This window comes from Citrobacter sp. Cf132 (assembly GCF_030333885.1).
Lineage (GTDB): Bacteria > Pseudomonadota > Gammaproteobacteria > Enterobacterales > Enterobacteriaceae > Citrobacter > Citrobacter freundii.
In genome coordinates this window covers 145,020-168,011 of record NZ_JAOWFA010000040.1, presented here as the reverse complement: position 1 = coordinate 168,011, position 22,992 = coordinate 145,020, and the positions used below count along the sequence as shown (strand labels likewise).

Annotated in this window: 23 protein-coding genes; 10 read left to right on the top strand and 13 right to left on the bottom strand. The window is 51.2% G+C overall.

All coding sequences use genetic code 11. The annotated features are described in order from the left end of the window. Positions 1–37: 37 nt before the first annotated feature. The 6 genes from tnpC to fabI all read right to left on the bottom strand — a co-directional run bounded on the left by tnpC (position 38) and on the right by fabI (position 6,847). Positions 38–1,576 carry an IS66 family transposase gene (tnpC, locus tag OGV85_RS05675; protein ID WP_003843773.1) on the bottom strand — a complete coding sequence of 513 codons (1,539 nt, stop codon included), beginning with the start codon at positions 1,574–1,576 and terminating at the stop codon, positions 38–40. Positions 1,577–1,625: 49 nt separating this feature from the next. Next, positions 1,626–1,973 carry an IS66 family insertion sequence element accessory protein TnpB gene (tnpB, locus tag OGV85_RS05670; RefSeq protein ID WP_003843771.1) on the bottom strand — a complete coding sequence of 116 codons (348 nt, stop codon included), beginning with the start codon at positions 1,971–1,973 and terminating at the stop codon, positions 1,626–1,628. Then, positions 1,970–2,350, bottom strand: a complete 381-nt coding sequence (gene tnpA / locus OGV85_RS05665; protein ID WP_032939119.1) for an IS66-like element accessory protein TnpA — start codon at positions 2,348–2,350, stop codon at positions 1,970–1,972. Before tnpA ends, tnpB begins: the two co-directional genes overlap by 4 nt. Positions 2,351–2,691: 341 nt before the next feature. Further along, complete coding sequence (locus tag OGV85_RS05660; RefSeq protein WP_061547989.1) at positions 2,692–4,626, bottom strand: exoribonuclease II; 1,935 nt, start codon at positions 4,624–4,626, stop codon at positions 2,692–2,694. Between the two features lie 89 nt (positions 4,627–4,715). After that, positions 4,716–5,861 carry a carboxymuconolactone decarboxylase family protein gene (locus OGV85_RS05655; protein ID WP_003843980.1) on the bottom strand — a complete coding sequence of 382 codons (1,146 nt, stop codon included), beginning with the start codon at positions 5,859–5,861 and terminating at the stop codon, positions 4,716–4,718. A 197-nt stretch (positions 5,862–6,058) separates the two neighbouring features. Continuing rightward, positions 6,059–6,847 carry an enoyl-ACP reductase FabI gene (gene fabI, locus OGV85_RS05650; RefSeq protein ID WP_003020565.1) on the bottom strand — a complete coding sequence of 263 codons (789 nt, stop codon included), beginning with the start codon at positions 6,845–6,847 and terminating at the stop codon, positions 6,059–6,061. A gap of 442 nt (positions 6,848–7,289) precedes the next feature. On the opposite strand from fabI, the gene OGV85_RS05645 reads away from it, so the two are divergent. Next, the gene (locus tag OGV85_RS05645) at positions 7,290–7,979 is read left to right on the top strand and encodes an EAL domain-containing protein (protein WP_008322387.1); all 690 of its coding nucleotides are present in this window, start codon (positions 7,290–7,292) and stop codon (positions 7,977–7,979) included. A 38-nt stretch (positions 7,980–8,017) separates the two neighbouring features. Here the strand turns inward: OGV85_RS05645 and sapF are convergent, their stop codons facing one another. From sapF to pspF, 7 genes are all read right to left on the bottom strand, one after another. Further along, positions 8,018–8,824 carry a peptide ABC transporter ATP-binding protein SapF gene (sapF, locus tag OGV85_RS05640; RefSeq protein WP_003020558.1) on the bottom strand — a complete coding sequence of 269 codons (807 nt, stop codon included), beginning with the start codon at positions 8,822–8,824 and terminating at the stop codon, positions 8,018–8,020. Position 8,825: 1 nt separating this feature from the next. Then, entirely contained in the window at positions 8,826–9,818 is a 993-nt protein-coding gene (gene sapD, locus OGV85_RS05635) for a peptide ABC transporter ATP-binding protein SapD (RefSeq protein ID WP_003020556.1), read from the bottom strand. Next, on the bottom strand, positions 9,818–10,708 hold the full coding sequence (gene sapC, locus OGV85_RS05630; RefSeq protein WP_003020550.1) for a peptide ABC transporter permease SapC: 891 nt from the start codon (positions 10,706–10,708) through the stop codon (positions 9,818–9,820). The genes sapD and sapC overlap by 1 nt, the downstream gene beginning before the upstream one ends. Continuing rightward, positions 10,695–11,660 (bottom strand): peptide ABC transporter permease SapB, encoded by a 966-nt coding sequence (sapB, locus tag OGV85_RS05625; protein WP_003020545.1) that lies wholly within the window; start codon positions 11,658–11,660, stop codon positions 10,695–10,697. The genes sapC and sapB overlap by 14 nt, the downstream gene beginning before the upstream one ends. Beyond that, positions 11,657–13,300, bottom strand: a complete 1,644-nt coding sequence (gene sapA / locus OGV85_RS05620) for an ABC transporter substrate-binding protein SapA (RefSeq protein ID WP_003840735.1) — start codon at positions 13,298–13,300, stop codon at positions 11,657–11,659. The genes sapB and sapA overlap by 4 nt, the downstream gene beginning before the upstream one ends. A gap of 268 nt (positions 13,301–13,568) precedes the next feature. Continuing rightward, the gene (locus OGV85_RS05615; protein WP_003020537.1) at positions 13,569–14,213 is read right to left on the bottom strand and encodes a quinolone resistance pentapeptide repeat protein QnrB38; all 645 of its coding nucleotides are present in this window, start codon (positions 14,211–14,213) and stop codon (positions 13,569–13,571) included. A gap of 96 nt (positions 14,214–14,309) precedes the next feature. Then, positions 14,310–15,299 (bottom strand): phage shock protein operon transcriptional activator, encoded by a 990-nt coding sequence (gene pspF, locus OGV85_RS05610; RefSeq protein ID WP_161958342.1) that lies wholly within the window; start codon positions 15,297–15,299, stop codon positions 14,310–14,312. Between the two features lie 155 nt (positions 15,300–15,454). Between pspF and pspA the strand changes: the two genes are divergently transcribed. The 9 genes from pspA (at position 15,455) to ycjQ (ending at position 22,991) form a co-directional block, all read left to right on the top strand. Beyond that, entirely contained in the window at positions 15,455–16,123 is a 669-nt protein-coding gene (gene pspA, locus OGV85_RS05605) for a phage shock protein PspA (protein WP_003020532.1), read from the top strand. A 54-nt stretch (positions 16,124–16,177) separates the two neighbouring features. Next, on the top strand, positions 16,178–16,402 hold the full coding sequence (gene pspB, locus OGV85_RS05600) for an envelope stress response membrane protein PspB (RefSeq protein ID WP_003020509.1): 225 nt from the start codon (positions 16,178–16,180) through the stop codon (positions 16,400–16,402). Next, entirely contained in the window at positions 16,402–16,761 is a 360-nt protein-coding gene (pspC, locus tag OGV85_RS05595; RefSeq protein WP_003020497.1) for an envelope stress response membrane protein PspC, read from the top strand. Before pspB ends, pspC begins: the two co-directional genes overlap by 1 nt. Positions 16,762–16,769: 8 nt before the next feature. After that, positions 16,770–17,000 (top strand): phage shock protein PspD, encoded by a 231-nt coding sequence (pspD, locus tag OGV85_RS05590; RefSeq protein ID WP_003020493.1) that lies wholly within the window; start codon positions 16,770–16,772, stop codon positions 16,998–17,000. 164 nt (positions 17,001–17,164) lie between these two features. Then, entirely contained in the window at positions 17,165–18,871 is a 1,707-nt protein-coding gene (locus tag OGV85_RS05585; protein WP_286553227.1) for a sugar phosphorylase, read from the top strand. Between the two features lie 16 nt (positions 18,872–18,887). Next, positions 18,888–20,180, top strand: a complete 1,293-nt coding sequence (locus tag OGV85_RS05580; protein WP_061547967.1) for an ABC transporter substrate-binding protein — start codon at positions 18,888–18,890, stop codon at positions 20,178–20,180. A gap of 20 nt (positions 20,181–20,200) precedes the next feature. Beyond that, positions 20,201–21,082, top strand: coding sequence for a carbohydrate ABC transporter permease (locus tag OGV85_RS05575; RefSeq protein WP_003840754.1), 882 nt, complete (start codon positions 20,201–20,203; stop codon positions 21,080–21,082). Continuing rightward, entirely contained in the window at positions 21,069–21,911 is an 843-nt protein-coding gene (locus tag OGV85_RS05570) for a carbohydrate ABC transporter permease (protein ID WP_003020474.1), read from the top strand. The genes OGV85_RS05575 and OGV85_RS05570 overlap by 14 nt, the downstream gene beginning before the upstream one ends. A gap of 27 nt (positions 21,912–21,938) precedes the next feature. Further along, complete coding sequence (gene ycjQ / locus OGV85_RS05565) at positions 21,939–22,991, top strand: D-guloside 3-dehydrogenase (protein ID WP_044710891.1); 1,053 nt, start codon at positions 21,939–21,941, stop codon at positions 22,989–22,991. Position 22,992: the final 1 nt, after the last annotated feature.

Genomic DNA, 22,992 nt, shown 5'->3' with positions numbered 1-22,992 from the left:
GTAAGCGTACAGCGAGAACCGTATTGACGGGAACGGGTTATTCAGTTGGCAGGGTTATTCGCCAGGGTAACAGTTCGCTGACCTGATTGACCGGCCAGTCAGCTATGACGTTGAGCACATGACAGAGATACCTCTCTGGCTCCACGCCGTTCAGTTTGCACGTCCCGATCAGGCTGTACAGCAGTGCTCCGCGCTCACCACCGTGGTCAGAGCCGAAGAACAAGAAGTTTTTGCGGCCCAGGCTGACCGTCCGCAGCGCATTTTCAGCGATATTGTTATCGGCTTCAGCCCAGCCATCGTCTGCATAGTACGTCAGTGCTGGCCACTGGTTCAGTGCGTACGCGAACGCCTTCGCCAGCTCTGAGTGTCGCGACAGCGTTTTCATCTTTTCACGCAGCCAGCTTTCCAGGGATTTCAGTCGCGGTTTAGCTTTCTGCTGACGCTCACCAAGACGCTGCTCTGCCGGCATTCCCCGTATTTCAGCCTCGATAGCATACAGTTCGCCTATCCGTTTCAGGGCTTCCTCCGTCAGCACTGATGGAGTACGAACGTGCACATCATGGATCTTGCGGCGGGCGTGAGCCCAGCAGGCTGCTTCAGTTATCTGTCCATTGCGGTACAGCTCGTTGAACCCGGCGTACGCATCCGCCTGCAGAACACCGCTGAAGCCCGCAAGATGGCTCTGCGGATGGATGCCTTTTCTGTCCGGGCTGTAAGCGAACCACACGGCCGGCGCCAGCGCTGACCCGGCGTTGCGGTCGTCGCGAACGTACGTCCACAACCGCCCGGTCTTCGTCTTTTTATTACCTGGTAACAGTACCGGGACGGGCGTGTCATCGGCGTGGAGTTTGCCACCCATCAGGACATAGTCCTGAAGCGCCTCTTCCAGCGGCGACAGTAGCCGGCAGCATGCATCCACCCAGCCCGACAGCAGTGAGCGACTCAGTTCCACGCCCTGGCGGCCGTATATTTCAGACTGGCGGTACAGTGGTGTGTGCTCTGCATACTTTGAGGTCAGCACGCGGGCCAGCAACCCCGGGCCGGCGATACCCCGCTCAATGGGCCGTGAAGGCGCCGCTGCCTGCACGATCGCATCGCACTGAGTACAGGCATGTTTTTCACGTACTGTCCGGATAACCCGGAAGGCGCTGCGCATCAGCTCCAGCTGTTCGGCGGCATCTTCACCCAGGTAACTCAGCGAACCACCGCACTCCGGGCAACAGGATTCTGCCGGAAGCATACGCTTTTCATCACGCGGGAGTGATTCGGGGAACGGTCTGCGGGTGCGGGTCTGACGCAGCGAGCGCTGCACTTCCGGGTCATCCACACGACCGGTCAGCGTATCGCTTTCTTTCTGAAGCACCTTCAGGTCAGCTTCCATCTGTGCGATACGACGGGATACTTTTTCGGAACGGCTGCCGAAGTTCATCCGGCGGAGTTTATCCAGCTGCGCCTGCAGGTGGTCTATTTCGCGCTCACGGTCGGCCAGCTTTTCCAGCAGGGCGCGGTTCAGCGCTTCCTGTTCGGCAAGCCGCTGTTTCAGCAGAAGGATTTCGTCAGAAGAGGTGTCGTTCATAAGCCCGTATTTTACCAGGCTTATTCAGCAACAACCAGGATAAAGAGGCCTACAACATGGTCAGAGATGTCAGCAACCGTTTAGGTTGTCGCCAGTCGATGCCTTCCATCAGCATCGCCAGCTGGGCCGGGGTCAGGAACACTTTGCCATCACGGGCAGAGGGCCAGGCGAAGCGACCACGCTCCAGCCGTTTGGTCAGCAGGCACAGCCCGTCGCCGGTGGACCACAGCAGTTTGACCTGGTTGCCGCTGCGACCCCGGAAGATGAAGACGTGGCCGGACATCGGATCGTCTTTCAGCGCCGTCTGTACTTTTGCGGCAAGACCGTTGAAGCCATTTCTCATATCAGTGGTACCGGCAACCAGCCAGATTTTGGTACCTGTTGGTAACGGGATCATCGCTTCAGCTCCTGTATCAGCAGAGCCAGGAACTTTTCGCTGACAGTGCCGTTGAGGCGGAGCGTCCCGTGCCGGAACGTTATCTCACAGCTGATACTGAGGGCTTCCGGGCTCTCAGTGGGCGGCTCTGGCTGTACGTCAGCGGCATCGAGAGTCACAGGAAGTAGCTGCGGGTTCTCTGAAGAAGGTAATAGCAGCTTTCCCTCGCGCCATTGTTGGCGCCATTTGAACAGCAGATTGGCGTTAATGCCATTTTCAAGCGCCAGTTTTGAGATGGATGTTCCTGGTTCGCAGGAGGCAGCAACGAGTTGTTGCTTAAACTCAGGAGAATAATTAGGGCAGCCTTTTCGCCTGCCGGGAGTCACATTTTTCTGCATATCTGACACTTTGGTTCCCACTACTTATTTGGTGGACACCACTTTGTCGGATGCTTCGGATTATGACCAGACGGTTCACGCTGTACGCTTACGTTTAAAGCGCATAGAGCCTCAAAAGTATGGGTAGCCATGATTCATTCAGGGTGATTATGGCTGAACGTATTGTTTTTTTTATATATTTATGTGTAATCCAGAATCCGTAAAAAGCAAAGCCAACGGAACTGAAAAATGGTAAATAAATTTTTTGACTGGATGAAAGAAGTGTAGTGCGCGGTTGAAATTTGGGAGGTAAAAAGAAAACGACCTTTCAAAAATGAGAAAGGTCGCTTGATTTATGCGTGTTACGCGGCTGGACGCGCGATAACGCTGCGGGTTTCCATCCGTACTTCAGCGATAGTTACGTCAATCACATCCGTGACTTTGTAAACAACTTCACCTTTAATTTGCACGGTGCCGCTTTCCTGGCTGCATACCAGTTCATCACGAACGGCGTGCAGGAACGGTGCTGGAATAAATGCAACAGCGCCATTATCAACTAAGCGCACGCGCATGCCACCGCGGCTGACGTCAATGATCTCGGCCGCAAAGCGGGTGTCGGTACCGGCTTTATCACTCAGGAAACGGGCGTATAGCCAGTCACCCACGTCACGCTCAGCCATCCGGTTCAGGCGACGACGTTCTGCCATTTGCACGGTGGTATCATCCTGAGGTCGGGCGATGGTTTCGCCTTTGATGACGGCCTTAAGCAGACGGTGGTTGATCATATCGCCATACTTACGGATTGGGGAAGTCCAGGTGGCATATGCCTCCAGACCCAGCCCAAAGTGTGGACCTGGTTCAATACTTATTTCAGCGTAAGACTGGAAGCGGCGAATTCGGCTGTCGAGGAAGCCGGATGGCTGAGCATCCAGTTCGCGGCGCAGTTTGCAGAAACCTTCCAGAGTCAGGACTTCTTCGGCATCGACGTGCATACCGTGGGTTTTCAGCAGCGCGGCCAGAGCGTCGGCGTTGGCCGGGTCGAATCCCATATGGACGTTATAAATACCGAAACCCAGCTTGTCGCGAAGCACACGAGCGGCGCAAATATTTGCCGCAATCATGGATTCTTCCACGATACGGTTTGCGATGCGGCGTGGCTCAGCGACGATGTCCAGTACTTCACCTTTTTCACCGAGAACGAAACGGTAATCCGGGCGATCTTTAAAGACCAGCGCGTGGTTATGACGCCACTCTCCTCGGCTCAGGCAAATACGATGCAGCAGACGGATCTGTTCCGCAATCGCGTCGTTTTCTGGTTGCCACTCGCCTGTACCTTCCAGCCAGTCGGAAACATTGTCATAGGCCAGCTTCGCTTTTGACTCAATTGTCGCAGCGAAGAAAGTGATGTTGTCTTCAATCGTGCCATCGGCGGTAATGCTCATACGACAAGCTAAAACCGGGCGCACTTCGTTCGCGCGCAGAGAGCAGAGATCGTCAGACAATTCACGTGGCAACATCGGGATATTGAACCCCGGTAAATAATTGGTGAACGCGCGAATTTTTGCCGTTTTATCCAGCTTACTGCCTTCTGCAATCCAGGCTGTTGGGTCGGCAATGGCGACGGTTAATTGTAGCGTGCCGTCAGCTTGTTCTTCAGCATACAGCGCATCGTCCATATCTTCGGTGCTGGCGCTGTCGATGGTGACGAAATTGAGGGCGGTTAAATCTTCACGAATCAGGCCTTCGTCCAGCATTTCGGTTGCTACGCCGTCCGGTGCTTCTTTTTCCAGATTATGGCGTGCCAGTGTGACCCACCACGGGACAAAGTGGTCATCAGCAAAAGTGATAAATTGGGTTAACTCGGCGTAGAAGGTGCGATCGCCTTTCAGCGGATGACGGCGCATTTCTGCAACCGCCCAGTCGCCTTCTTTAAATTCATGTTCAACGCCGCGGGTGGCACGACATGGAATAGCATCTTTCAGTAACGGATGATCCGGCACGATGGACAGACGATCATTTTTGCCCTGAACTTTACCCACGAAGCGCGTCAGGAAGGGTTCGATCAGTTCTTCCGGCTCTGCAGACTCACGATCTTTTTCTGTATGGATAACCGCAACAATGCGGTCGCCATGCATCACTTTTTTCATCTGCGGCGGTGGAATGAAATAGCTTTTTTGTGCATCGACTTCCAGGAAGCCAAAGCCTTTTTCCGTGGCTTTTACCACCCCTTCAGCACGTGGCGTCTGGGAATGTAGTTGCTGTTTAAGCTGCGCTAGCAGCGGGTTGTCCTGAAGCATAATTGTCTATTTTCGTGGCTAAAAGAGCGGCTGACAGTTTTACGCGATTCTGCCAGTGGCAGCAAGCGCTCTTTCAGTAAGTGGATCGGTTAATCAGTGTCGCCCAGCGCGATTTTCAAGCGATTCAACCATCCGCACAATCCACTCCAGGCTAGCAGGTTAATGGCCTGCTCTGAAGAGATTCCCTGATCGAACAAAGACGTTAACAGTGCGGTGCTAAAGCGGTCGGGCGCCCGGGTCAGCCATTGTACCGCCTGTAGGGTAACGCGCTCAACCGGATGTCGTTGTTCCCAACGTTGTAATTCACGTTCATCCAGGCGAAGCAGGGCGATAACGTCGACTAATTCATTTGCTGTATACGCCTGCTCGTTAAAGCAGGCCACGCTGCCGTTAATTCGTGACGTCATCAGCGCTGCCAGTGAAAATGCCTGTACTGATACAGCGCTGCGCCGGGCACTGGAAATCAGCGTCGTGAGTAAATCTAAAATGACCGGTGAATGTATCAATAATGGCACCAACGCTCGCAGTTCATCGGGATATCCTCTGGCAGCGTTCTCATCATGGGGGGGATATTTTTCGATCGGGAATGGTGCAGCATGCCAGGTTGTCTTTGTGGCGTTAAATAACGAAGCGTGAGCAAATTGCTGAATATCCAGCCCCGGTATTCGGCGTACCGGATGACCAGACCAGGCCTGAAACAGGGCCACGGTTCGGGCCTGAAATCCGACGAAGCCGATGATTTGATTCATCAGAATATTATCGCTGGTGGTCAGTCCGACCGCCTCCAGATGCTGACGGTCGCGTTCGCCTATCACGGCAGGAGAGCTGGCAAGTTGGCGAGCATATTGGGTGATTTGTGCCAGTCGATGGTTACTTTCCCGCGAGGAGTCCGGACCGGGAAGCGGTGTTAAACGCGCGGCATAGTGATTACATAATCGCTGCACACCATACACCTGAGCGACGGTCAGGGCTGTACTCATTCGTTCATAGGCACTGAACGTATGCATCTGATTCAGGTTTACATGAGCCGGGAAGAGCGTCTGGGCAAGTTTACGGGCAGGGGTTAACCAGGATTGAAAGGGCGAAAGAGCGTCATCAGGTAATGCCAGATCCAGTAAAAAACTGTCGTCGACATGAGCGGCTTCCGGGACCAGCGGCAGAACATCTTGCGGATACGTGCTGGATTGCGTCTCATGATACCAGTGGCTTTTGCCTTCAATTCGGCGTTGTTCCATGGGCGTTCCTTGGTCTAAAAGTGGCGACCCGGACTCGTCGTCATACTACTACGCCGGATCGTTTGCGCTGCAATATCCTGACGTAAGCAGATGAGGGGATGAAAGATTGTTACGTGATAATAAATATCAGAAAGGCATATGTGGTGGCTGAGAGGAGTGTCATGGGCGGCGCAATACCGCCCATCGAGGTCTTAGGATTATTTAAGTTCCAGCTCGTTCATTGCGGCGATGCTGAAGCCACCGTCAACGTGTACGACTTCACCAGAGATACCGGCAGAGAGATCGGAGCACAGAAATGCTGCGGAGTTACCCACATCTTCAATGGTAACGGTGCGGCGAATCGGTGTAACTGCTTCACAGTGCGCCAGCATTTTACGGAAATCTTTAATGCCTGAAGCGGCGAGTGTACGGATTGGACCTGCGGAAATGGCATTCACACGCACGCCTTCAGGCCCCATCGCATTAGCCATATAACGGACGTTCGCTTCCAGGGAGGCTTTCGCCAGGCCCATCACGTTATAGTTAGGGATTGCACGCTCTGCGCCCAGATAGGACAACGTCAGTAGCGCAGAGCCAGGGTTTAGCATGGAACGACATGCTTTTGCCATCGCAACAAAGCTGTAAGCGCTAATGTCATGCGCAATTTTAAATCCTTCGCGGGTAACTGCGTTCACATAATCGCCATCCAGTTGGTCAGCAGGTGCGAAGCCGATTGAGTGTACGAAACCGTCGAATTTCGGCCAGGTTTTGCTCAGTTCAGCAAACATGGCGTCAATGCTGGCATCTTCAGCCACATCACACTGCAAAACAATGTTGGAGCCTAATTGCGCTGCAAATTCTTCCACACGACCTTTCAGCTTGTCGTTCTGGTAGGTGAACGCCAGTTCAGCACCTTCGCGATGCATCGCCTGAGCGATTCCCCATGCGATAGACAATTTACTGGCAAGGCCTGTCACCAGAATACGCTTACCTGATAAAAAACCCATGGCTTTAATCCTTTTTGTTAACACTTATCTTTTACCAATCAATGAATTATGATTGACGCGTTAAGCTCACTCGAAATTGGTCTGAAATTATATCCCACGCCTTTTCCTTGAGGAATTGTTATCAACCTCACGTGACCTGTCACTTCATTGCATGTGGGGAGTATATCATCCCCCTCCGGTTATGCTTCGTTCAGGCATTTAACGTCGGTGAAGCAGAGAAAATGCAAGGTTTCAAAGGCATTGAAATGGTATTATTTCATTGCTAGCTGATGTTAATAAACATAGCAAGGTAGGAACTTTCTTAAAACAAAAAATATGACAATATTCAGCTTGTTATGATATATTGTTTTTATCGATCAATATAGATACATTGATCGATATTATTGATTGATTGTGATTAGAAGTGCATTATCAGGATGTTATGATCAATTGGAGTGGTCTTATGCACTACCATTTCATCGCGGAAACGATGAGAGACACAACAGATAAATTACTGGGTGTGGAGATGAACGCCCGGTTTACTTCAGATACGGTTCAACCGTTGCATCCAGATTTCATCATTTCAGCGTGGGATAGCGAACAAAAGCGTAATTTCATGCTCGAGCAAATTCGATTAATTGCCGAAAAGCGTGACTGGTTTGAGCGCAACAGCCTTATTTGTACCCTGAAACTCATTGACGAAATGGCGCTGCTGGCGATTGGTGATCCAGCCATCAAGTCGGCCTTACAGGCACTACCATTTATTGCACTGGAACTTTCAGAACGTTTTCTGACGAATACCGTGTGCCTGAATAGTCTGTTGATTAATTCACTTCGCGACGGCCCAAACGCATTGTGGTTAGGCGATCTTGGCTCCGGCAGCGTAGGGGCCAGCCCGCTGGTTTGCGGTCATTTTGACGTTGTTAAACTGGATCGCGGTTTTTTCCTGGAACAGGTAGAAAAACCGATGTTCCCGGTGCTGATCAAAAATATCAGGGAATATTGCGACCGTGTTGTAGTGAAGGGAGTCGAAACAGCACAACTTGTCGACGAGGCCAGTGCTGCAGGTGTCTGGGCAATGCAGGGTGCCCTTTATCCGTCAGTCACGTTTACCGAAGTTGATACGCTGCTCTTACCTACGTTGTGTCACTGATGGCAGAATGCCCCCCCGGTTGAGGGGGCAGTCGTTTGTTAGCGATCTTTCCGCCAGGCGTCGGCGGTAAGCGCTTCGCCGAAATGACCTGCAATCAGGCGACGGGTAAGTTCATGCAACGGGGAGGCCAGAACGTCCGCTGTACTGCCGCGCTCAACAACTTCGCCCTGATGCATGACTAATACCTGGTCGCTGATGTGCTTCATCATGCCAATATGCTGAGTTACATAGATATATGAAATCCCTTGTTTTTCCTGTAATTCCAGCATCAGATTGATGAGCTGCGAACGCATCGACATGTCCAGAGAAGCCAGGGCTTCGTCGGCGATAATGACTTTGGGTCGTAAAATGAGCGCACGGGCAAGGCCCAGACGCTGTTTTTGTCCCGGCGCTAACATATGTGGGTAATAGCTTACGTGATCGGGCAGCAGTCCGACCATGCGCATGGTCTCCACGATCTGTTTACGACGCTGCTCAGGCTCGAGGTCGGTATTCAGTCGTAGCGGAAAATCGAGGATCTGCGAGATACGTTGCCGAGGATTAAGCGATGTTGACGGATCCTGGAAAATCATACGGATCCGCTGACTACGAAATGAATAATCACCATATTTTAACGGATGATCGTCAATCAGCAGCTCACCGCTGGTAGGTTCAATCATACCCGCCAACATTTTTGCCAGCGTAGATTTCCCTGAACCGTTTTCACCAATGACGGCGAGCGTCTGACGTTCGCGCAGGGTGAAACTCAGGGGCTTGACGGCCTCAACGGTCTGGCGGCGAAATAAACCTGTCCGGTAGCGAAAGGTTTTGCTCAGATTACGAACTTCGAGCAGGGTTTCTACCATCTCACTCTCTCTCCATGTTCAGCGGGAAATGACAGGCGTAGAGATGATTCTTTGCTCCGGTCAGTCTTGGGGTTTCAATACATTCGCGTTGTGCATAAGGGCAGCGCGGCCCCAGACGACAGCCGATGGGTAATTGTTCCAGCAATGGAATTGCTCCTGGCATGGTATTCAGGCGGCTTTTGTGCGGCATTGCGCTACCAAAATCAGGAATAGCGCGAATCAACGCTTGAGTATAAGGATGATGCGGAATGGTCACCAAATCTTTACTTGGCGCGGTTTCCACCGTTTGTCCGCAGTACATCACGTTGATTTTGTCAGCCCACTGGCTGAGCATTTGCAGGTCATGGCTTATCAACAAAATGGTGGTATTGCTGTTTTGATTCAGACGGGTTAGCAGACGGAAAATTTGCGCCTGGGTGGTTGGCTCCATCGCGTTCGTCGGTTCATCGGCAATCAGCAAACGCGGCTGATTCGCCAATGCGATAGCGATCATGACCTTCTGGCATTCGCCGTCGGTTAGCTCATACGGGAAGCTGCGCATGGCATCTTTATGGTCTTTTATCCCGACGCGGTGTAAGAGTTCAATCGCACGGCGTTTGCGCCAGCCGATGCGCTGCCACCAGCGGCCCTTGTAAGTCCAGGCTGGAATATTTTGCATTAGCTGCCGTCCGATCCGCTCAGACGGATCGAGACATGACTGTGGCTCCTGAAAGATCATGGAGACGTTATGACCGACCAGTTTGCGTCGTTCACGCGCGGAAAGGCGTAGCAGATCGATATCATCAAAACGCATACGGTCTGCGGTTACGCGCCAGTTATCTTTAGCGACGCCGCAAATGGCCTTAGCGATCAGACTTTTGCCGGAACCCGACTCGCCGACCAGCCCGCGGATTTCACCCTCGTTGAGGGTCATGCTGACGCGATCAACTGCCTTAACCCAGTCGTCACCGGTTCTGAATTCAATCGTCAGGTTGCGGATATCCAGTAATGGCATTATTCCACCCCCGCAATAATTGCGCGGCGCACGCCGTCACCCAGTAGGTTAACCAGCAGCACGCTTATCATAATTGCTGCGCCTGGCAGCATGACCGTCCACGGTGCGACATAAATCAGCTCCAGCGCGTCACCGAGCATGGCCCCCCATTCCGGGGATGGCAGCTGTGCGCCAAGGTCGAGAAAACCCAGCGCGGCGATATCCAGAATCGCCATCGACAGTGCGCGGGTGATTTCAGTAATCAGACCGGCGGTAATATTCGGCAGAACGGCAAACCACAGAATATTCAGTGTGGTTGCACCATCCAGGCGAGCGGCAATGACGTATTCTTTCTCCAGCTCGTCATGCACCATGCTGTAAACGGAGCGCACCATGCGCGGCAGCAACGCCAGCCAGACCGCAAACATGGCGTGTGTCAGATGCGGTCCGGCAAAGGCCACCACAATAATCGCCAGCAGCAGAGAAGGGATCGACAGCAGGGTGTCCAGAATGTGGTTCAGCACTGCGGAGCGCAAGCCGTGCGTCGCACCGGCAACTACGCCCAATACAAGGCCACACAGTGTGGCGGCAAGAGTGACGACAAACGCGCCTCCAACGGTCGGGGCCGCGCCGCTGAGCAGACGACTTAAAACGTCTCGTCCCAGATCGTCAGTTCCGAGGAAGAAAGAGACTTCGCCATAGCGTGACCATGACGGCGGTAAAAGCTGATAGCCGAGAAATTGCTGATCGATGCCGTAAGGGGCAAACCAACCACCAAAAATACACAAAACAGCCAATCCCGCGCAGCCGTACAGGCCGATCATCGCAGTTGCATCACCATAGAAATTGCGCCATGCGGTGCGCAACGTACCTGGCGGGCGTTTTTCGCTATAGACGCTATCGTAAGGCATACCATTCCTTATGTTTCAGAGGGTTAGCCATAGCACCCAAAATATCAGAGATAACGTTGACGATGATAACCAGTGAGCCAATCACCATAACGCCCGCTGAAATCGCCGCGTAATCCTGCTGGCGAATCGCGTTAATCAACCAACGGCCAAGACCAGGCCAGCTAAAGACCATCTCGGTGATCATCGCCAGCGTCAGCATGGTGGAAAACTGTAAGCCCAGGCGTGGGATCACCGGCGGGAGGGCGTTGTGCAGAACGTGACGGCGCAGAATCGTTAAGCGTGACAAACCGCGTGTGGCCGCCGCTTTGACGTAGTTCTGATCAAAGACCTCAATGGTGCTGATACGCATCAGGCGAATGACTTCGGTGGTGGGCGCAACGGAGAGCGTTAGCACCGGGAGCACCATATGACGGATAGCGCTGACCAGCATTTCATCGCGCCAGGGTGAATCGGAGATCCACGCATCAATAATGGCAAAACCGGTAACGGGTTTCACCTCGTAGAGAAGATCAAAACGCCCGGAAACGGGTAACCAGCCGAGGGTCAGTGAGAAGAGCAATGTCAGCAGCAGAGCCAGCCAAAAAACGGGGATAGAAAACCCCATCAGAGCCAATGCGCTGATGCAACGATCCTGCCATTTGTTGCGCGTGATGCCTGCCAGCATACCAACGGGGATCCCGACCATTAGTGCAAAACCAAAGGCAAGAATGCACAGTTCCATTGTGGCCGGGAACACCTCTTTCAGCTGTTCTGAGATCAACTGACCGTTGATACTGGATACGCCGAAATCCCAGTGAATGAGACCATTGAACCAGAATACCCAGGCGTTCCACAACGATGCGCCCTGTAAAGGCGCATGAGGTGTGAAGTAGCTCAGGCTGAATCCAATAAAGGTCAGAAAGAACAGGGTGACCAGCAGCAACAAAAATCGACGCAGGGTGAAGATAATCATGGTTTTTTCACCTCATCTTTCTTTTCCCGGGATACCCCGGCAAAAGAGGAATTGCCGAACGGACTGAGCACCAGCCCTTTGATGTCGTAGCGGTAAGCCTGTAGACGCAGTGAAGAGGCCAGCGGCAGGATCGGTAACTCTTGCGCAAGAATATTTTGCGCTTCGTCATAGGCATCAATTCGCGATGAAAGCTGCTGCGAAGAGAGGGCTTTGCGCAGAATGCTGTCAAACTGCGGATTACACCAGTGGGCAAAGTTGGTCTGTGAATTGATGGCGGCACAGCTGAGCAACGGCCGGAAAAAACTGTCAGGATCGTTACTGTCCGTCGCCCAGCCGGATAACGTCAGATCATGGTTCATATCCATTAATCTTGCCTCCTGAAAACGGCCTTCTACCGGGATGATCTTCACTTTCACACCCACCTGAGCCATATCTGCCTGAATCAGCTCTGCGGTTTTCAGCGGACTGGGGTTCCAGGCCTGAGAGCTGGTAGGGACCCAAAGTTGTAATGTCAGATTCTCCAGCCCCAGCGCTTTTAGCTGCTCGCGCGATTTTGCCGGGTTGTACTCTGTAATTTTAGCTTCGTTATCATAAGCCCACGAGGCGCGAGGCAAAATAGATGCCGCGGTTTCTGCCGTCCCGTAGTAGATAGACTGCATTAACCGTTGGTTGTTGATCGCTAGCGCCAGCGCATGCCGCACGGCAGGGTTATTCAACGGCGGTTTATTGGTGTTGAACGCCAGATAGGCAATGTTCATCCCCGGGCGCAGCGTCAGACGCAGGCGAGGGTCATCACGCAATATGCTGAGCTGGCTGGCGGCAGGCCAGGCTAAAACGTCACATTCGCCGGTCAGTAACTTTGATAACCGTCCGGTTCCGCCAGAACCGAGGTCCACTACCACCTGCGGCATCAGAGGAGTGCCACGCCAGAATTTTTCATGCCGCTGCAACCGAATATATTGGCCGGCACGATTCTCCGAAAGTTGGTACGGTCCTGTGCCGACAGGTTGTCTGTCGAGCAGTTCCTGACGATCCTGTTTTGCCAGGTTAGCCGCATATTCCGCCGACATTACGGAGGCATAGTGTGTGGCAAGATGCCACATAAAGGAGGCATCAGGTTGAGTTAAGCGGAATTCAACGGTGTTGTTGTCCAGTTTGCGCACACTTTGGACGTTATCGGCGAACTGCAGGCTGTCGAAGTAGGGGAAATTGCTGCCGTTCACATTGTGCCACGGATGGTGGCGATCAAAGATGCGCTCGAAGGTAAACACTACATCGTCTGCATTCAGTTTGCGGGTGGGAGTGAACCAGGCGGTCTTTTGAAACTGTACGTCACGACGCAGATGGAAGCGGTAGGTTGCGCCGTTATCCAGCACCTCCCAGCTTTCAGCCAGCTCAGGCACCAGTCGATAGGTGTAGGGATCTACATCAAGCAGTCGGTCATACAATTGGGCCGCTAACGTGTCGACGATGAGACCACTGCTCGTTTTTTGCGGGTTGAACGTATTGACCTGCCCGCTGACGCAATAGACAAACCCACTGTCACGGATATCAGCGTGCGAAGCTTGCTCAGGCGCAGCAGCAGCCTGACCACTCAGAAATCCAGCCATCACGATCAGAGATGATAAAACCAGGCGCATAATTTTAATGGATTATATAAAGAGGCTATCTTACTAATACTTAATGACATTTGCCATTACCGTTTGTTTTAGGGGGCAGCAGGGGGGATAACCACGATTTCAACATCGCGGTATGGTCAAAATTCATACCCGCCATCCACTTTGAATATACTCTGTTAACTATCTTAGCATTTTCATGACCCATCTGACCCGCAATAAACGAGGCGCAGGATGTGAGCCTTGGTGTAATCGGTTATGGTTTCGACGCGATGATAAAATGCGTAAGCGGTTAGCCAATGACAGCGATGCCAAGACGTTCCATGAGCAATGCGGCCTGATAGCTGTCCAATTTGACACCTTGTAAATCGACGCCCCGAATATCTAAATCACCCAGTTCTGAATTGGTCAAATCACAGTGCGTGAAATTTGCCGTCCGCCAGTCGAACGACGAAAACTCGCCACCGGAGAGATCGGAACCACTCAACGTCGCACCCAGCACCTGAGTTCCCATCCAGCGATTTTCCCACAATTCGCACTTTTCAAGCACGGCCTTCGAAAAGTTGGCGTAGCTTAGATTGGTATTAGTGATATATGCGCTGCAAAACCAGGTGCGCGTGGTGATCATATTCATGAAACTTGCGCCGCGAAAATCTGCACCCTGTGCGCGGCAGTGGCGAATTTCTATGCCCAACGCACTGACATTGCGAAAATCCGCCATGGATAAATCACAGCTTTTAAAAATGGCATCTTTCAGTATTGCGCGACTGAAATTGCACCCTTTCTGGCTTTCTCGATCATAGAACTGACAGCCGATAAATTCAGTACCGCTAAGGTCGGCACCCGAAAAATCACAGTTAAAAAAAGTGCTATTTTCAACTTTTTCACCGGTGAAGCGGTTTCTGTCAATTTTTTCGCCAATTAATGCCAGAGCCATAATAATGTGCCTGTTTTTTTATACAGTATTACTGGGATGTTAAGCTGTTTTAACGTTATACGTCAAACCATCCAATATCACGTCGACAAATGTGCATTAAATCTGGTGTTTCTTCAGCAAGGCTCGTAGCTGATGATAAGTCAGACCCAGTAATTCAGCGGCTTTTTTCTGATTAAATTTTGCCTGCTGTAAGCTGGTTTGTAGAAAGTCTTTCTCTTGTTGTTGTTGGAATTCACGCAGATCCAGCGGTAATGCTACAGATGCTGGTTTTGCTTCCTGCACCTGAGATTCCACGACATGGCGGCGGAAGGGGTCAATGATTATCTCATCCAGCGGGTAATCACTGGTCCCATGTCGATAAACGGATCGCTCCACGACGTTTTTCAGTTCACGAATATTGCCCGGCCAACGGTAGTGGAGGAGCGTTTCTCTGGCTTCGGCACTAAACCCTGGAAACAGTGGTAACCCGATCTCGCGGCACATCTGAATAGCAAAATGCTCGGCCATTAACATTATGTCGCTTTGGCGTTCGCGTAACGGTGGGAGTTGCACTACGTCAAAGGCCAGACGATCCAGCAGGTCCGCGCGAAAAGTACCTTCGTTGACCATGCGAGGTAAGTCGGCATTGGTTGCACAAACAAGTCGTACGTTAACCTGCAACGGCTGGCTGCCGCCAACACGTTCCAGCTCTCCATATTCAATAACGCGCAGCAGTTTTTCCTGCACCAGCATTGGGGCGGTTGCCAGTTCATCAAGAAACAGCGTACCGCCGTCGGCGCGTTCGAAACGCCCTGGATGGCGTTTTTGCGCCCCGGTAAAGGCACCTGCTTCGTGACCAAACAGTTCGGAATCAAGCAAGTTCTCGTTGAGTGCTGCGCAGTTAAGCGAAATAAACGGGCCTTGCCAACGGGTGGACAGATAGTGCAGGCGGTTGGCAATAAGCTCTTTCCCAGTACCTCGCTCACCGATAACCAGGACAGGCTTATCCAGCGGTGCCAGATGAGAAACCTGCTCCAGCACTTCAATAAAGCTGTTTGCTTCACCCAGAAGATTGTCTTTGTATCCTGCCATGATGAAATTCACCATTTGTTAGTGTTATTCACCAATTTACCCTAATTCTCTCGCCAGGTAAAATTAGATATAATTATTAAAATCAATGAGATAAAAAGTTGGCACGCCAAGTGCATTACGAAATCAGCAGGGCTTAGCCCGATATCAGAACAGTAAGTGAGGATTACATTATGGGTATTTTTTCTCGTTTTGCCGACATCGTGAACGCCAACATTAATGCGTTGCTGGAAAAGGCTGAAGATCCGCAGAAGCTGGTGCGGTTAATGATCCAGGAAATGGAAGATACGCTGGTTGAGGTGCGTTCAAACTCCGCACGCGCTCTGGCAGAAAAGAAACAATTATCTCGTCGTATCGAACAGGCCAGCGCGCAACAGGCAGAGTGGCAAGAAAAAGCTGAGCTGGCGCTGCGCAAAGAGAAAGAAGATTTGGCGCGTTCTGCGTTAATCGAAAAACAGAAATTGACTGACCTGATTGCTTCTCTGGAGCATGAAGTCACGCTGGTTGACGATACGCTGGCGCGTATGAAAAAAGAGATTGGTGAGCTGGAAAATAAACTCAGTGAAACCCGTGCTCGTCAGCAGGCGCTGATGCTACGTCATCAGGCAGCGAGTTCTTCACGTGATGTTCGTCGTCAACTGGACAGCGGTAAACTTGATGAAGCTATGGCGCGCTTTGAATCTTTCGAGCGTCGTATCGATCAGATGGAAGCTGAGGCTGAAAGCCATAATTTCGGTAAACAGAAGTCCCTGGATCAGCAATTTGCTGACCTGAAAGCAGATGATGAAATCAGCGAGCAGCTGGCGCAACTTAAAGCCAAAATGCAGCAAGACAAGCAATAATAACATCTGGCGGCGCCCGAACGCGCCGCCGCTCATCACCTGTAAGGAGTACTCATGAGCGCGCTATTTCTGGCTATCCCGTTAACCATCTTTGTGCTGTTTGTTTTACCGATTTGGCTCTGGCTGCATTACAGCAACCGTTCCAGTCGTGGCGAACTGTCGCAAAGTGAACAGCAACGTCTGGTCGAACTCAACGACGACGCACAGCGGATGCGTGAGCGCATTCAGGCGCTGGAAGACATCCTTGATGCTGAACATCCAAACTGGAGGGACCGCTAATGGGAGGCGTTAATCTGAACAAAAAACTGTGGCGTATTCCGCAGCAGGGCATGGTGAAGGGGGTTTGTGCGGGTATTGCGCATTATCTCGATGTGCCTGTGAAGCTGGTACGGATCCTGGTGGTGCTGTCAGTCTTTTTTGGTCTGGCCTTTTTCACCTTCGTCGCCTATATCGTGCTGACATTTGTGTTGGACCCTATGCCGGACAATGTGGTTTCCGGCGAGCAGCAGCCATCAAGCGGTGAACTGTTGGATGCTGTCGATCGCGAGCTGGCGGCTAGTGAAAAGCGTTTGCGTGAAATGGAACGTTATGTGACGTCCGATACTTTTTCCTTACGTAGTCGTTTCCGCCAATTGTGAGGTTAGAAATGAACAATCGCTGGCAACGTGCCGGGCAAAGGGTTAAGCCGGGCTTTAAAATAGCAGGTAAGCTGGTGCTTTTAACGGCGCTTCGCTACGGCCCGGCGGGGGTAGCAGGGTGGGCGGTGAAATCCGTCGCCCGACGCCCGCTAAAAATGCTGCTGGCGTTGGTTCTGGAACCGGTGTTGAGTCGGGCAGCGGCAAAATTGTCGAAACGATATTCCGGTAATCGAACCTGATATTTGAATCAGTAAAAGCAAGCAACAATTAATCAACATTCCCTCAGTTAATTTGCGGCAGCTCACAAATACGATTTTTTGGCTGCCAAAATTCTTTTTTTACCCCCCTTCAGACCACCTCAGCTAATTGACAGCTTATTTTACGCAGAGTAGTCTCTTGGTTCATGGGACCGCTACCACGAGAATCGAAGGTGAACCAAAAAATCCAAAAATGCCTGACAGAAGTTTATGGTCATACATTTACTTCATGCCACTATGAAGCGCTGTTTGCACGCTTAGAGAAATCACAGAGATTAATTAAAAAAATCCGTAAAGCGCATTGGGATGAGGGCGATGTGGTGCTTATTACCTACGCCGATCAATTCCACGGGGTTGGTAAAAAACCGTTGCCGACGTTTAATCAGTTTTATAATGAATGGTTTAAGTCGACATTTTCTCATGTGCATCTTCTGCCATTTTATCCGTGGTCATCGGATGATGGTTTTTCCGTGATTAATTACCATCAGGTTGCCGAAGAAACCGGTGACTGGAATGATATTAAGGAATTAGGTGAGTCCAGTCGACTGATGTTTGATTTTGTTTGTAACCATATGTCAGCTAAAAGCGAGTGGTTTAATAATTATTTGCAACAGCTTGACGGTTATGAAAATTTCTTTATTGCAATGGATCCTGATACGGACCTGAGCAACGTCACACGTCCACGCGCATTACCGTTACTGACACCATTTACGCTAAAAGATAACACCGTGCGCCATTTATGGACGACGTTCAGCGATGACCAGATCGATCTCAACTATGCCAACCCGGTGGTATTACTGGCGATGGTCGATGTGCTGCTGAGCTATCTTGAGCAGGGCGCAGATTATGTTCGCCTGGATGCGGTTGGCTTTATGTGGAAAGAGCCTGGAACGAGCTGTATTCATCTGGAAAAAACGCATCAGCTTATCAAACTATTCCGCGCTATTGCGGACTGCGTGGCGCCTGGTACGGCGATTATTACCGAAACCAACGTCCCGCATAAGGATAACGTGTCCTACTACGGTAATGGCCATGATGAAGCGCATATGGTGTACCAGTTCTCGCTGCCGCCGCTGGTGCTGCATGCGGTACAACGCCAGGACACGTCGATATTGTGCCAGTGGGCGCAATCACTGGAGCTGCCGTCTGGTGAGACGACCTGGTTTAATTTTCTCGCATCGCATGATGGCATTGGTCTCAACCCATTACGCGGTTTGTTGCCTGAAGACGAGATCATGCGGCTGGTGACAGAACTACAACAGGAAGGTGCGCTGTTTAACTGGAAAAATAACCCTGATGGCAGTCGCAGCCCGTATGAAATTAACGTGACATATATGGATGCGCTAACCCCTGGTAATTGTAGCGATGCCGAACGGTTTTCTCGCTTTATTCTCGCACATGCCATTTTGCTGAGTTTTCCAGGCGTGCCGGCGGTTTACATTCAAAGCATACTTGGCTCACGCAATGATTATAAAGGTGTTGAGACGTTCGGTTATAACCGCGCGATCAACCGCAAAAAATATCAGGTGAGACAAATAGAAGCGGAGCTGGCAGATGAAACCAGTTTGCGTCACGCTATTTATCATGAGTTATCCCGACTAATTGTAATACGTCGTAATAATAAAGCATTTCATCCTGATAGTGATTTTCAAATTAACAGTATTACACCAGCCGTAATGCAAATTAAACGTACTGCGGAAACAGGTGAGGAAATTACCGGGTTATTTAATGTCAGCGGTCATACTCAAACCATTCGTATTGATATAGAAAATGGAGTTGATTTGATTGGCGGTAAAACTATTTCCGGTAAGGAATTAACGTTGTACGCCTGGCAGGTCATGTGGGTTAAGTAATAAAAAGGAACATTTCATGCTTAAAGCTAAAATTGTGCTGATTTCAGCACTGGTTTCCTGCGCCCTGGTTTCCGGGTGTAAGGATGATAAAAAGTCCTCCGTCGCAATTGAATTTATGCACTCTTCTGTTGAGCAGGAGCGGCAGGCGGTCATTGCAAAACTGATTGAGCGTTTTGAAAAAGAAAACCCGGGCATCAGCGTCAAACAGGTTCCTGTGGAAGAAGATGCTTACAACACCAAGGTCATCACCCTGGCGCGCAGCGGTTCACTGCCTGAAGTCATTGAAACCAGCCATGACTACGCGAAAGTTATGGATAAAGAATCCCTCATTGACCGTAAAGCGGTAGCGCAGGTCATCAACGGCGTAGGTGAGGGTGCTTTTTATGATGGCGTCCTGCGTATTGTGCGCACTGAAGACGGTAGTGCATGGACAGGGGTTCCGGTCAGCGCCTGGATTGGCGGGATCTGGTACCGCAAAGATGTGCTGGCAAAAGCCGGACTGGAAGAGCCAAAAGACTGGCAGCAATTGCTAAACGTGGCGCAGAAGCTCAACAATCCTGGCAGTAAGAAATACGGCATTGCGCTGCCGACGGCAGAAAGCGTTTTGACCGAACAGTCATTCTCCCAGTTTGCGCTCTCTAACCAGGCCAACGTTTTTAATGCGCAGGGAAAGATTACGCTCGACACACCTGAAATGGCGCAGGCGTTGCAGTATTACCGCCAACTTGCCATGAACACTATGCCTGGCTCGAACGACATAATGGAAGTCAAAGATGCTTTCATGAACGGCACGGCGCCAATGGCGATTTATTCCACCTATATCCTCCCGGCGGTGATCAAAGAGGGCGATCCTAAAAATGTTGGCTTTATGGTGCCGACGGAAAAAAATTCCGCTGTTTACGGCATGCTGACGTCGCTGACCATAACCGCAGGTCAAAAAACCGAAGAGACAGAAGCGGCAGAGAAATTTGTCACCTTTATGGAGCAGGCAGACAACATTGCGGACTGGGTCATGATGTCGCCAGGGGCGGCGCTGCCAGTCAACAAAGCGGTGGTGAATACTTCGACGTGGAAAGATAACGCCGTTATCAAAGCGCTGGGTGAATTACCCGATCAACTGATTGCCGAACTGCCAAATATTCAGGTCTTTGGTGCCGTCGGTGATAAGAACTTTACCCGCATGGGCGACGTAACCGGCTCCGGCATCGTGAGTACCATGGTGCACAACGTCACGGTAGGAAAAGCTGACCTTTCATCGACCATCAAGGCAAGCCAGACAAAACTGGATGACCTCGTTGAACAGCGCTAATGGGGAAATGGAAAGCCGTGATGAATAAGTTCTTTTCAGGTCGATCTGATATGCCATTTGCCATGCTGCTGCTGGCGCCCAGCTTGCTGTTATTGGGCGGTTTAGTGGCGTGGCCGATGATATCTAACATCGAAATCAGCTTTATGCGTTTGCCGCTTAATCCGCAAATTGAGTCTACGTTTGTCGGGCTGAGCAACTATATCCGTATCTTATCCGATCCCGGATTCTGGCATTCGCTGTGGATGACGGTCTGGTATACCGCGCTGGTTGTGGCAGGGAGCACGGTGCTGGGGCTGGGAGTGGCGATGTTTTTTAACCGTGAGTTTCGTCTGCGGAAAACGGCGCGCTCACTGGTCATCCTCTCTTACGTAACGCCATCAATCTCGCTGGTGTTTGCCTGGAAATACATGTTCAACAACGGCTACGGCATTGTGAACTACCTCGGCGTGGATCTGTTGCATCTCTACGATCAGGCTCCGCTGTGGTTCGACAATCCCGGTAGCAGCTTCGCGCTGGTCGTGTTGTTCGCCATCTGGCGCTACTTCCCCTATGCCTTTATCTCGTTTCTGGCGATTTTACAGACTATTGATAAATCGTTATATGAGGCGGCAGAAATGGATGGCGCGAACGCCTGGCAACGGTTTCGCATCGTCACGCTGCCAGCGATCATGCCGGTACTGGCGACCGTAGTCACACTGCGTACGATCTGGATGTTTTATATGTTCGCCGATGTTTATCTGCTGACCACTAAAGTCGATATTCTCGGGGTCTATCTCTATAAAACAGCGTTTGCATTTAATGACTTAGGCAAAGCGGCCGCGATCTCTGTCGTCCTCTTCGTCATTATTTTCGCTGTTATCCTGCTGACCAGAAAACGGGTGAACCTCAATGGCAACAAATAAGCGCACGCTTGGCCGCATCGGCTTTTACTGTGGATTAATTGTCTTCCTGGGTATCACGCTATTTCCATTTTTTGTGATGCTGATGACCTCATTTAAAAGCGCAAAAGAGGCGATTTCGCTGCATCCGACGCTGTTACCGCAGCAATGGACGCTGGAACATTACATCGACATCTTCAACCCGATGATTTTCCCGTTTGTTGACTACTTCCGTAATAGCCTGGTGGTATCGGTGACTTCTTCGGTGGTGGCGGTATTTCTGGGCGTGCTCGGGGCGTATGCGCTTTCCCGCCTGCGTTTTAAGGGACGAATGACCATCAATGCCAGTTTTTACACGGTGTATATGTTTTCGGGGATCCTGCTGGTGGTGCCGTTATTCAAGATCATTACGGCACTCGGCATCTACGACACCGAAATGGCGTTGATTATCACTATGGTCACCCAGACGCTGCCGACCGCGGTGTTCATGTTGAAAAGCTATTTCGACACCATTCCGGACGAGATCGAAGAAGCCGCGATGATGGATGGGTTGAACCGTCTGCAGATCATCTTTCGTATTACCGTGCCGTTGGCAATGTCTGGTCTGGTTTCGGTCTTTGTGTACTGCTTTATGGTGGCGTGGAATGACTATCTGTTTGCTTCGATTTTCCTTTCCAGCGCCAGCAATTTTACCTTACCGGTCGGTCTGAACGCGCTGTTCAGTACACCTGACTATATCTGGGGACGCATGATGGCTGCATCGTTAGTCACTGCATTGCCGGTGGTCATTATGTATGCGCTTTCCGAACGTTTTATTAAAAGTGGTTTGACCGCAGGCGGCGTGAAAGGCTAAGCGGCCAGTTTAATTAAGGAGTTGTAAATGAAGAAGTTAGTTGCCACAGAACCGCGCGTTGCAGCGCTGGTGGAATATGAAGACAGAGCGGTATCCGCCAATGAAGTTAAAGTTCGCGTTAAATTTGGCGCGCCGAAACATGGCACAGAAGTGGTCGATTTTCGTGCTGCCAGCCCGTTTATTGACGAAGATTTTAACGGTGAATGGCAAATGTTTATGCCGCGTCCGGAAGGGGCTCCACGCGGAATCGAATTCGGTAAATTCCAGCTTGGCAATATGGTGGTGGGCGATGTTATTGAGTGTGGCAGCGATGTGACCGAATACGCCGTTGGCGATTCAGTTTGCGGATACGGTCCTCTGGCAGAAACGGTTATTTTTAATGCGGTGAACAACTACAAACTACGCAAAATGCCTGAAGGCAGTTCGTGGAAAAATGCCGTGTGCTATGACCCGGCACAGTTCGCCATGAGCGGTGTGCGCGACGCCAATGTGCGCGTCGGTGACTTTGTGGTCGTCGTGGGCTTAGGCGCAATTGGCCAGATTGCCGTGCAACTGGCTAAGAAAGCGGGAGCCTCAGTGGTCATCGGCGTCGATCCTATTGCCCATCGCTGCGATATCGCGCGTCGCCATGGCGCGGATTTCTGTCTGAATCCGATTGGCACCGATGTAGGCATGGAAATTAAGAAGCTGACCGGTAAGCAGGGCGCAGATGTGATCATCGAAACCAGTGGCTATGCAGATGCGCTGCAGTCGGCGTTACGCGGTCTGGCCTATGGTGGAACCATTTCCTATGTCGCTTTCGCGAAACCTTTTGCTGAAGGTTTCAACCTGGGGCGTGAAGCGCACTTCAACAACGCCAAAATTGTCTTCTCTCGCGCCTGCAGTGAACCGAATCCAGATTATCCGCGCTGGAGCCGCAAGCGTATTGAGGAGACCTGCTGGGAACTGTTGATGAACGGTTACCTAAACTGTGAAGAACTGATCGACCCGGTAGTGACTTTCGCCAGCAGCCCGGAAAGCTATATGCAGTATGTCGATCGCCATCCGGAAAAGAGCATCAAAATGGGTGTGACGTTTTAAT